The following is a 10,276-nucleotide window of genomic DNA, read 5'->3' on the forward strand; positions in this document are numbered from 1 at the left end:
CCCTCTGCTGGGCTGTTGCTTAGTCACATCTTTGCAGTTGCACAAGGGCATTTTTCAATGCCGCGCACCGCTGCTCATCAAGTTTTTCCAGCGTCTTTTGCACTTCCTGGCGCATCACGCTCAGCAGCGCTTTACGGCCGGAAAGACGTAATTGCTGGCAAAGCGATTCCACACTCAGACGTTGCTGCACGCGGCCACGCAGCGCGCTGAGCGGTAAGTCAGAGCTGAGCAATAAACGATTCAGGGAACCTAAACAGGCCTCCTGCGGGCGATACCCAAAGGCGAAACCCGCCAGTTCCTGCCAGTCATCGCCGTTTAGCGTAGCATTTTGCCGGGCAATAACCGGCAAAGGGCAATCGATCCAGGGTTGTAACCACGTAATATCACGCTCTAAGCGCTGCCGTTCATGGTCAGTTAGCGCTTGCCCTTGTCCCGTCAGCGGCAGGAGGGCCATCGCGGTATAACAGCCGCTGCTGGCCTCGCGGTGGCTGCCCACGCGCACCAGCACAAAGCCACAGTCTTCCCAGAAGCGCCAAAGCTCGTCGGTAAAACCAAAACTCACCGACAGATAATCCACAGCCTGCGGCGCGCGGGTTTTCACGCGGGCGATCATTTGCCGCCCAATTTGCTGACGCTGACGCAGTGGATGCACCGCGATGCGGCTAACGCGCAATCCTTTAAGCGTGGCCGCAAGCGGGCTACCGCCATGGGCCGCCAGCGATTGCGCCACCAGGTTGCCGCGCGGACGCCGAAACCCGGCCCACACGGCCCGGCTTAAGCGCTCATCCAGCCCTCCCTCTTCCACAAGCCAGGTGGCGCCGATGATTTGGCTACCGCTCGTTGCGGCAAAGAAATGCTGACCTGGCGCATCAAGCATCCGACGCCAGTCCAGAGGGCTGGTGCGATAATGGGCCCCCGAAAGCAGGCGATACATCTCTTGCAGCTGCCCGGATGGCTCCTCTTCGCGGCTACGCTCAATGATGTGCAGCGAAACTTCACCGTGCGGCGCTGTCGTCACGTCGGGCTCATCAAACAGTAAAACGGAGTCGATTAACTTTTCCAGCGGGTCGTTTAACGCCCAACGGATCGGTGTCGAAAGAGTGAAGCGCCTGAGCGCCTCAAGGCCTGCGCAAAATTTAAGCACAAACCCGCGTCCGGTGCCTTCGTAGCCCTGCACCGTGGTGGTCAATAACACTTTCGGGAAATGCGCAATAAGCTGGCGTAGTTGAGGGGCGGGAAGCGCTGCCGCTTCATCAATGATTAGCCAGTCCGCCTGAAATGCTGCGATCCTGGCAAGCAGGGCATCGGGCGCGATAAAGGTAAAACGCTCCCCTGCATGTGCGGCAAGCACATCAGTGGCCGCTTTGCCCGGCGCGGTGACCAGCCCTGTTCCTGAAATACACCGTAATAACATCCCTGCCAGCGCAGATTTCCCTCTCCCTCGCGGCGCGGTCACTACCGCAACGCCCGCAGGGAGCTGTAGAAGCTCATCCAGAATCGTAGCCTGTTCAGCAAAAGGGGCACCGCAGGCCGGGTGCCACAACGGGCGTGGCATAAACTCAGGTACGCGCAGCGGCTGGTGCTGCTGCCAGAGCAGACATTCGCTATCGGCATGAATGCAGCGTTGCAGATGGGCAATAAAATGAGGAGTGGAGATCGCTTCAGGCTGCTCGCTCCAGCGGCTTGAGTCACCATCCGGCTGCATCGGCCAGTCGTGCCATGCGGGGGCCAGAAGCACTAACCAACTGCCGGCTTTGAGCGTTCCCGCCAGCGCGGCCAGCGCTTCGGCATCCAGCCCTTCCCGGGCGTCAAAGACCGCATGAAGCAATTCGCGCCCCAATAAGGTGCGCATTGCGGAGGTGACGCAATGCAGCGGCAGTTCCGGCGCTGCGCCCACCCACAGCCAGTCGCCGGGCAGCTGCCGGGCGATCGCCTGAACTTGCTGGCTGCTCCACGCACTCTCGCCCGTCAGAATCATCATCCGGCGAATACCGGCCTCAGCCATAGTGACCGTTGCGTGCCTTAGCTGTTCCATAGCATCAATCCTTGCCACATCTCGTTATTTGACGGTATTACCGAAGGTATTACATTGCGCAGGTTCACCGCTGTCAAAACCGCGCTTGAACCAGCTATAGCGCTGTTCGGAGGTGCCGTGAGTGAAGCTGTCAGGAACCACTCGTCCCTGGCTTTGCTGCTGCAGTTTGTCATCGCCAATCGCTTCGGCAGCGTTCAGTGCCTCCTGTAAATCACCGGCATCCAGCACCTGCTGTTTTTGCATGCTGTGGCCCCAGACGCCGGCGAAGCAATCAGCCTGCAATTCCATTTTTACGGACAGGCGATTGCCTTCAGCCTGGCTTACGCTTTGCTGAAGCTGGCGTACTTTCGGCTCAATGCCGAGCAATTTCTGCACGTGGTGGCCGACTTCATGAGCAATAACGTAGCCCTGCGCGAAATCGCCATCCGCCCCCAGCTTGCTTTTCATCTCGTCATAGAACGACAGATCGATATAGACAGTGCTGTCCGCCGGGCAGTAAAACGGCCCCATAACCGACTGGCCGGTGCCGCATCCGGTACGCGTGGCGCCGCGGTACATAACCAGTTTGGGCGGCTGATAGGTTCGGCCCATCTGCTGAAAAATCTCGCCCCAGCTATCCTCGGTGGTTGCCAGAATAACCGAGGTGAATTTAGCCGCTTCATCATCGTCAGGGCTGATAGAACGTTGCGCAGATTGCTGCTGGGGAACGGGTTGCCCACCCAGCATTGAGGTAAGGTCGACGCCATAATAACTTGCCACCACCACCACAATTAATACGATGATGCCGCCTTTCCCTCCGGGCAAGCGGAACCCGCCGCCTCCCCCACCAAAGCCCGGGCCGGAAGAGTTATTTCTTCTGTCTTCAACATTGTCGCTTTCGCGACGACCTTGCCAGCGCATAGGCGACTCCATTATTCACAACTTGTAATCAATAGATCGTAGGCGGATAACTCAAGAATTACCATAAGAAACAAGACGTGAAAAAGCCGAATGTGAGAACACATTCGGCTTCATAAGAATCGTGCGAGGTTTTAGTCTAATTTAACGCCAATACGCTTCGCGACTTCTTCATAGGCTTCAATCAGGCCGCCCAGGCTCTGGCGGAAACGATCTTTGTCCATTTTATCGAGCGTTTCTTTGTCCCACAGGCGGCTACCGTCAGGGGAAAACTCATCACCCAGCACCACCTCGCCGTTGAACAAGCCGAATTCCAGCTTGAAATCGACCAGGATCAGGCCCGCGTCGTCAAAGATTTTGCTCAGCACGTCGTTAGCTTTGTAGCTCAGCTCGCGCATGCGGGCCAGATTCTCTTTGCTCACCCAACCAAAGGTTTCACAGTAAGATTCGTTGACCATCGGGTCATGCATCGCATCGTTTTTCAGGAACAGATCAAACAGCGGTGGATTGAGTTCAATACCCTCTTCAATACCCAGACGCTTCACCAGAGAGCCTGCCGCACGGTTACGAATAACGCACTCAACCGGCACCATATCAAGCTTTTTCACCAGCACTTCGTTGTCGGAGAGCAGAGCTTCCATTTGCGTAGGAATGCCCGCCTCTTCCAGCTTAGCCATAATGAAATGGTTGAACTTGTTATTCACCATGCCCTTACGGTCGAACTGTTCAATGCGCGCACCGTCTCCTGCTGACGTATCATTGCGGAATTCGAGCACCAACAGATCCGGGTTTTCGGTGCTGTAGACGGTTTTCGCTTTTCCACGATACAGCTCAGCTTGCTTTTGCATCTTTGTTACTCCAGGTGTGATTTAACTAAAAATGTGGTTATCCATCGCGACGCACACGTTTGCGTCGGCTGGCGAAAAAAAGGCCAGAGAGCACTGGCCTTTAACTATTACCTGCTGAATGCCGCCTGGAATGCGGCAACCAGAGCATCGTTCTGGGACTGCGTCAGCGTGTGGCCTTTCGGGTCGATGAACTGCAGACTGCTGCGGTTATCGAGATCGCCCACCTGCAGTTTATAGTCGCCGCTGGACAGACCCGGATCTTTCGCCCCTAAATCTTGCCATGCGCTGTCAGACAAGGGTTTGTAGGTTACCGCGAGGCTACCGGTAGAACGCGTTGAGTCGGTGACCTTCATGCCCACTTTTTCAAGCGTGGCAGGTAAACGGCTCCAGACGACGTTATACGGACCACGCACCACCAGCATCGGTAAGCCCGTATCGTCAGCCGCACTTTGTACATCAAGCTGCGTCGCACCACGGCTCTCTTTCGCGTTCTGCTGGTCAGTCTGGGCTTGATCCAGACCGGCACTGATGCTGTTAAGCATTTCAGCGCTGTAACGTTGCAGCGCTGCTGCATCGGCAACAGGCTTGCCCGCCTGCTCCAGGTTCAACAGCTTAACCACCACGGCTTGTTGATAGCCCTGCGGTTTCACACTGATTTGATAGCGTCCACGGTACTGCTGGTCTTCATCGGCACGGGTCCATTGAACCCAGTCAGTGCTCAGCGTCTGGCTTGCGTCATCGCGTTTATCGATGCCGTAGTTCTTCGCCTGAATCACGCTCACCACCTGCGGCCACAGCGTTGCGCTACGCGCGCTGTCAACCATCAGCATCGCGCTATCCCCGGTAAACTGGGTACGAGCGCCGCTGACTAACGCCAGAGGTTGAGCGGGTGGACGAATATCCAGCGCTTTACCGACTGCGCCGCTGCCGTTGGCGGCCGGAATATCATATTGGCCATTCTGCACCGGCAGGATCATCCCGGCTGGCGCGTGAATTTCCGCAAGAGGGGCAGCATCCAGATAGGATTCGTCACCGCTCACCTGGCGCTTATAACGCTGGTCGGAGCTACATGCTGCAAGCAGCATGGCAAGCGTTACCACTGCAACTTTCGCCACCGTCGACTTCTGTACTAAGTAAGCCATCAAATCTCCCTAAACTTTACAGCAAACCGGCATGCTTGAGCGCGCTAATAATCACCGGGCGACTGGCTTCAGTCAGCGGTGTCATTGGCAGGCGTAAGGTATCGGTTGCCACAAGTCCCAACTCCCTGCATGCCCATTTGACCGGGATAGGGTTGGGTTCAACAAATAATTTATTGTGCAGCGGCATCAAGCGTTCGTTGATCGCGCGCGCTTGCGCATATTGCCCATTGGCAGCCAGTTTACACACTTCTGCCATTTCACGCGCGGCTACGTTTGCCGTGACAGAAATGACCCCGTGTCCCCCTAACTGCATAAAGTCCAGCGCGCTGGCGTCATCGCCGCTGACCAGGATGAAGTCATCTTCAACCAGCTCTTTGATCTGGTTTACGCGCGTTAAGTTCCCGGTGGCTTCTTTGATACCAATAATATTTTTGATCTGCGCCAGGCGGCCTACGGTTTCAGGCAGCATGTCACAGCCGGTGCGAGAGGGGACATTGTACAGCATCTGCGGCAGGTCGGTGCTTGCGGCGATAGCTCTGAAGTGCTGATACAGCCCTTCCTGGGTTGGGCGGTTGTAGTATGGCGTGACCGTCAGGCAGCCCACCACGCCGCTGTGTTCGAAACGCTTTGTCAGCGAGATAGCCTCAGAGGTGGCATTGGCGCCAGTCCCTGCAATAACGGGAATACGGCCATCGGCCAGCTCCAGCGTCATCAGTACCACATCACCGTGCTCGTCATGGCTCAACGTAGCCGATTCTCCGGTCGTACCTACCGAGACAATCGCCGAGGTCCCGCTGGCGACATGGTAATCAATCAGTTTTTTCAGGCTTGACCGGCAGACATTACCTTTCTCATCCATCGGCGTCACAAGCGCGACAATACTTCCAGTGAACATTGGCCATCCTCTGTGCTAACAAGTGTCTCAATGGTACGTTTGGAGCAGGATCAAAAGCAAGTCACCAGGTGACGCTACACGGTTGTACGCAACTTTTTTTTGTGCTTTCCTTATGATATCTCACCGATTCACAGGAAGAACACGTTTGACTCCCTCACCTCACCATTATTTGGTTATTACGGCCCTGGGGGCGGATCGCCCTGGTATTGTTAATACCATCACCCGCCATGTGAGCAGCTGCGGCTGTAATATTGAAGACAGCCGCCTCGCCATGCTCGGTGAAGAGTTCACGTTTATTATGCTGCTGTCGGGCTCCTGGAATGCGATAACCCTGATTGAATCGACGCTGCCGCTAAAAGGCGCAGAGCTGGATTTATTGATTGTGATGAAGCGTACCGCCGCGCAGGAGCGTCCGGCGATGCCTGCAACCGTCTGGGTTCAGGTAGAAGTTACCGACTCGCCGCATTTGATCGAGCGCTTCACTAACCTGTTTGATGTGCATAATATGAATATTGCGGAGTTGAGCTCCCGTACTCAACCGGCTCAGGATGGCAATCCGCCACAGTTATACATTCAGATCACGGCGCACAGTCCGGCATCGCAGGATGCGAGCGTTATCGAAGATGCGTTCAGGGCCCTCTGTACAGAACTCGAAGCACAGGGCAGTATTAACGTTGTAAATTATCCACAGCAAGATGATTAAGACGGAGATTTGTAATGAGCCCACTGAAAGCCGGTGACCGCGCACCGAAATTTAGCTTGCCCGATCAGGACGGCGAGCAAATAAATTTGACCGACTTCCAGGGACAGCGCGTTCTGGTTTATTTTTATCCGAAAGCGATGACGCCAGGCTGTACCGTGCAAGCGTGCGGTTTGCGCGACAACATGGACGAGTTGAAAAAGCGGGGTGTGGAAGTACTGGGTATTAGCACCGACAAACCAGAAAAACTGTCACGTTTTGCCGAGAAAGAGTTGCTGAACTTCACGCTGCTTTCTGATGAAGACCATCAGGTTTGTGAGCAGTTTGGGGTCTGGGGCGAGAAGTCGTTTATGGGCAAGACCTACGACGGTATCCATCGCATCAGCTTCCTGCTCGATGGAGAAGGGAAAGTTGAAAAAGTGTTTGATGATTTCAAGACCAGCAACCATCACGATATCGTGGTGAACTGGCTGAAAGAAAACGCTTAATTTCAGCCAGTTCCTGAGTAAAAACCACCGGCATCGCGCAGGTGGTTTTTACTGTCTCTAATCAGGTTTATCTTCGATCAGCACGCTATCAGGCCAGGCATGCACCACCGCTTTAATCAGCGTGGCAAGCGGAATGGCGAAGAACACGCCCCAGAATCCCCACAGGCCGCCAAAAATCACCACTGACAGAATAATCACCAACGGGTGCAGATTCACCGCTTCGGAAAACAGCACCGGCACCAGCAGGTTACCATCCAGCGCCTGAATAATCAGGTACACCCCGAACAGCGTCCAGAATTCAGGGCCAACGCCAAACTGGAAGAGCGCCACGCCGACCACCGGGATAGTCACCACAAACGCACCGATATATGGGATCAGCACCGAGAAGCCGACCAGCACCGCCAGCAGCAACGAGTAGTTAAGACCAAAGATGGCAAAGCCAATATAGGTCACGACCCCCACCACCAGCATCTCAAGTACCTTGCCGCGAATATAGTTGGTAATTTGCTGATTCATCTCCAGCCATACCTGCCCCGCAAGCCCACGATTACGCGGCAGCACGCGGCGCACCGCATTGAGCATCTGTTCTTTATCTTTCACGAGGAAGAACACCATCAGCGGCACCAGCACCAGATAAATGGCCAGCGTTAACAGCCCGACTAATGAAGCCAGCGAATACTTCACCACCTGATCGCCCATCCCCATCATGCGCCCACGCATATTCTCGGCAATGGCATCAATAATGCCTGCATCAACCAGCGCCGGGTAGCGCCTTGGCAAGGTGGCGGCGTAATCGGAGAGTTTATTAAGCATCCCGGGCATATCGCGTATCAGATAGATCCCCTGCTGCCAGGCGACCGGCGCCACCACCAGCACCATCAACAGTAAAATGCCGACAAACAGCACCAGCACTATCGTTGCGGCCCAGGTTCGGGAACATCCGATGCGCTGGAGTCTTGCCGTGGGCCACTCCAGTAAATAAGCCAGCACAATAGCCACCAGCAGCGGCGCAAGCAGCCCGTGGAAGAAAAACAGAATGACAAATCCCGCCACCAGAATCACCAGTAGCGCGATAGCTTCCGGGTCACTAAACCGTCGTCGATACCACTGCAACAACATTTCGAGCATACATCCCTTCCCTGACAGCATTATGCGAGCAGAGATTGTATCTAAATGTCACCGTAAAGACTTTGCTTTTTATCCCGCTGCAATGGCGGTTTAAAATTGTCGCGGATAAGATAGGTTTCAGTGATGCAGTGGGCTACAGTTCATCTTTGTACCAAAAACTTATCGCCCATCTCTTGAAGAGTAACTTTGATTAAACAGGACAGGACGTATGTTCAGGCAGTTGAAAAAATCGCTGGTTGCAACACTGATGGCCGCTCTGCTCGCGGCTCCGGCCACACCAGCCTTTGCGGATGTGGCCGATCAACTGCCGGATATGGGAACTTCCGCAGGCAATACCCTGTCGATCGGCCAGGAGATGCAGATGGGCGACTTTTACGTGCGCCAGCTGCGAGGCAGCGCGCCATTAATCAATGACCCTTTGCTGGTAGAGTACATCAACAAGCTCGGGATGCGGCTGGTTAGCCATGCCAGCTCGGTAAAGACACCGTTCCATTTCTTTCTGATCAACAACGATGAGATCAACGCCTTTGCCTTCTTTGGCGGTAACGTCGTGCTGCATGCGGCGCTGTTCCGTTACGCCGATAACGAAAGCCAGCTGGCATCGGTGATGGCGCACGAAATATCCCACGTCACCCAGCGTCACCTGGCGCGCGCCATGGAAGATCAGAAAAAGCACGCCCCCCTCACCTGGGTGGGCGCGTTAGGCTCTATCCTACTGGCAATGGCCAACCCACAAGCGGGCATGGCTGCGTTAAGCGGAACGCTTGCCGGCACGCAGCAGGGCATGATTAGCTTTACGCAACAAAACGAGCAGGAGGCCGACCGCATCGGTATTCAGGTGTTACAACGCGCGGGTTTCGATCCGCAAGCGATGCCAACCTTCCTTGAGAAACTGCTCGATCAGTCGCGTTACTCATCGCGCCCGCCGGAAATTCTTCTCACCCACCCCTTACCGGAAAGCCGTTTATCCGACGCCCGCAACCGCGCCAACCAAATGCGCCCGGTCGTGGTGCAATCCTCCGCAGATTTTTACATGGCAAAAGCGCGTACGCTGGGCATGTACAATTCGGGCCGTAATCAGCTCACCGATGATTTACTCGATAGCTGGTCGCGGGGGAATATTCGTGAACAGCATGCCGCAGCGTATGGCCGCGCGCTTCAGGCGATGGGGAATAATCAATGGGAAGAGGCGCGTAAACTTTTACAACCGTTGCTTAGCGCGCAGCCGGCAAATACCTGGTATCTTGATTTATCGACCGATATCGACCTTGGGCAGCATAAATTCACCGAGGCTATCAACAGGCTGAAAAAAGCCCCCGATCTGAAACAGAACCCGGTGCTACAGCTTAACCTCGCCAACGCCTATGTTCAGGCAAAACAGCCGCAGCAGGCGGTGGAGATCCTCAATCGCTACACCTTCACCCACCCTGATGACAGCAACGCCTGGGATCTGTTAGCCCAGGCCGAGGCGGATTCAGGTCATCACGATCGGGAACTCGCCGCACGCGCCGAGGTCATGGCGCTGGTGGGGCGTCTCGACCAGGCTATTTCGCTGCTCAGCAGCGCCAGCGCCCAGGTGAAATTGGGTAGCCTGCAGCAGGCTCGCTATGATGCGCGTATCGATCAGCTCCGCGAATTACAAAAACGCTTCCTTCCGTATTCTAAGATGTAACAGGAGTGACAATGACTACCGCCGTTTCTATTTATCACAATCCGCGCTGCTCAAAGAGCCGCGAAACCTTAAGCCTGCTAAAAGCAAATGGCGTGGAGCCCGAGGTGGTGCTGTACCTGGAGACCCCACCCGATGCTGCAGCCATCAAAACATTATTGAGCCAGCTAGGTTTTGCCAGCGCGCGCGATTTAATGCGTCAGAAAGAGGAGTTGTATAAAGAGTTAAACCTGGCGGATACCGCATTAAGCGAAGAGCAGCTGATTCAGACGCTGATTGAGAATCCAAAACTGATTGAGCGCCCGATTGTGCTGGCCAATGGGCAAGCAAGAATTGGCCGTCCGCCGGAGTCAGTGCTGGAAATTTTGTAACCCTCACCTTCAGGAGCTGTCTCTTATACACAATTCACCCTTCACTTTGGCAACCAGTCAGGGTGAGTTATGTAAGCTTCGCAGGTTTTCCGTTCACCTGAAC

Annotated in this window: 10 protein-coding genes; 4 read left to right on the forward strand and 6 right to left on the reverse strand. The window is 55.0% G+C overall.

All coding sequences use genetic code 11. The annotated features are described in order from the left end of the window. Window positions 1–19 precede the first annotated feature (19 nt). The 5 genes from EHN07_RS04405 to dapA all read right to left on the reverse strand — a co-directional run bounded on the left by EHN07_RS04405 (window position 20) and on the right by dapA (window position 5,817). A complete protein-coding gene (locus EHN07_RS04405) occupies window positions 20–2,035 on the reverse strand; it encodes a tRNA(Met) cytidine acetyltransferase TmcA (RefSeq protein WP_167467276.1) in 2,016 nt (671 codons plus the stop codon). 24 nt (window positions 2,036–2,059) lie between these two features. Continuing rightward, window positions 2,060–2,935 (reverse strand): KPN_02809 family neutral zinc metallopeptidase, encoded by an 876-nt coding sequence (gene ypfJ / locus EHN07_RS04410; protein WP_124022986.1) that lies wholly within the window; start codon window positions 2,933–2,935, stop codon window positions 2,060–2,062. Window positions 2,936–3,066: 131 nt separating this feature from the next. After that, window positions 3,067–3,780, reverse strand: a complete 714-nt coding sequence (purC, locus tag EHN07_RS04415; RefSeq protein ID WP_124022987.1) for a phosphoribosylaminoimidazolesuccinocarboxamide synthase — start codon at window positions 3,778–3,780, stop codon at window positions 3,067–3,069. A gap of 107 nt (window positions 3,781–3,887) precedes the next feature. Next, window positions 3,888–4,922, reverse strand: coding sequence for an outer membrane protein assembly factor BamC (gene bamC / locus EHN07_RS04420; RefSeq protein ID WP_124022988.1), 1,035 nt, complete (start codon window positions 4,920–4,922; stop codon window positions 3,888–3,890). A gap of 16 nt (window positions 4,923–4,938) precedes the next feature. Next, a complete protein-coding gene (gene dapA / locus EHN07_RS04425; RefSeq protein ID WP_124022989.1) occupies window positions 4,939–5,817 on the reverse strand; it encodes a 4-hydroxy-tetrahydrodipicolinate synthase in 879 nt (292 codons plus the stop codon). Window positions 5,818–5,962: 145 nt separating this feature from the next. Between dapA and EHN07_RS04430 the strand changes: the two genes are divergently transcribed. Beyond that, window positions 5,963–6,520, forward strand: a complete 558-nt coding sequence (locus EHN07_RS04430; RefSeq protein ID WP_208646978.1) for a glycine cleavage system transcriptional repressor — start codon at window positions 5,963–5,965, stop codon at window positions 6,518–6,520. 14 nt (window positions 6,521–6,534) lie between these two features. After that, window positions 6,535–7,005 carry a thioredoxin-dependent thiol peroxidase gene (gene bcp / locus EHN07_RS04435; RefSeq protein ID WP_124022991.1) on the forward strand — a complete coding sequence of 157 codons (471 nt, stop codon included), beginning with the start codon at window positions 6,535–6,537 and terminating at the stop codon, window positions 7,003–7,005. A gap of 57 nt (window positions 7,006–7,062) precedes the next feature. Here bcp and EHN07_RS04440 read toward each other — a convergent pair whose 3' ends face one another. Continuing rightward, on the reverse strand, window positions 7,063–8,133 hold the full coding sequence (locus tag EHN07_RS04440; protein ID WP_124022992.1) for an AI-2E family transporter: 1,071 nt from the start codon (window positions 8,131–8,133) through the stop codon (window positions 7,063–7,065). 208 nt (window positions 8,134–8,341) lie between these two features. Between EHN07_RS04440 and bepA the strand changes: the two genes are divergently transcribed. Both bepA and arsC read left to right on the forward strand, forming a co-directional pair. Beyond that, entirely contained in the window at window positions 8,342–9,805 is a 1,464-nt protein-coding gene (gene bepA / locus EHN07_RS04445; RefSeq protein ID WP_124022993.1) for a beta-barrel assembly-enhancing protease, read from the forward strand. Between the two features lie 11 nt (window positions 9,806–9,816). Further along, a complete protein-coding gene (gene arsC / locus EHN07_RS04450; protein ID WP_124022994.1) occupies window positions 9,817–10,173 on the forward strand; it encodes an arsenate reductase (glutaredoxin) in 357 nt (118 codons plus the stop codon). The last annotated feature ends 103 nt before the right edge of the window (window positions 10,174–10,276 follow it).

This window comes from Buttiauxella warmboldiae (assembly GCF_003818135.1).
In the GTDB taxonomy this organism is placed as follows: Bacteria; Pseudomonadota; Gammaproteobacteria; order Enterobacterales; family Enterobacteriaceae; genus Buttiauxella; species Buttiauxella warmboldiae.

Excerpts from the sequence above, each read along its gene's own strand:
- purC (WP_124022987.1), bottom strand. The coding sequence starts at position 3,780 with ATGCAAAAGCAAGCTGAGCTGTATCGTGGAAAAGCGAAAACCGTCTAC.
- bepA (WP_124022993.1), top strand. The coding sequence starts at position 8,342 with ATGTTCAGGCAGTTGAAAAAATCGCTGGTTGCAACACTGATGGCCGCT.
- dapA (WP_124022989.1), bottom strand. The coding sequence starts at position 5,817 with ATGTTCACTGGAAGTATTGTCGCGCTTGTGACGCCGATGGATGAGAAA.
- bcp (WP_124022991.1), top strand. The coding sequence starts at position 6,535 with ATGAGCCCACTGAAAGCCGGTGACCGCGCACCGAAATTTAGCTTGCCC.
- arsC (WP_124022994.1), top strand. The coding sequence starts at position 9,817 with ATGACTACCGCCGTTTCTATTTATCACAATCCGCGCTGCTCAAAGAGC.
- EHN07_RS04440 (WP_124022992.1), bottom strand. The coding sequence starts at position 8,133 with ATGCTCGAAATGTTGTTGCAGTGGTATCGACGACGGTTTAGTGACCCG.
- ypfJ (WP_124022986.1), bottom strand. The coding sequence starts at position 2,935 with ATGCGCTGGCAAGGTCGTCGCGAAAGCGACAATGTTGAAGACAGAAGA.
- EHN07_RS04405 (WP_167467276.1), bottom strand. The coding sequence starts at position 2,035 with ATGGAACAGCTAAGGCACGCAACGGTCACTATGGCTGAGGCCGGTATT.
- bamC (WP_124022988.1), bottom strand. The coding sequence starts at position 4,922 with ATGGCTTACTTAGTACAGAAGTCGACGGTGGCGAAAGTTGCAGTGGTA.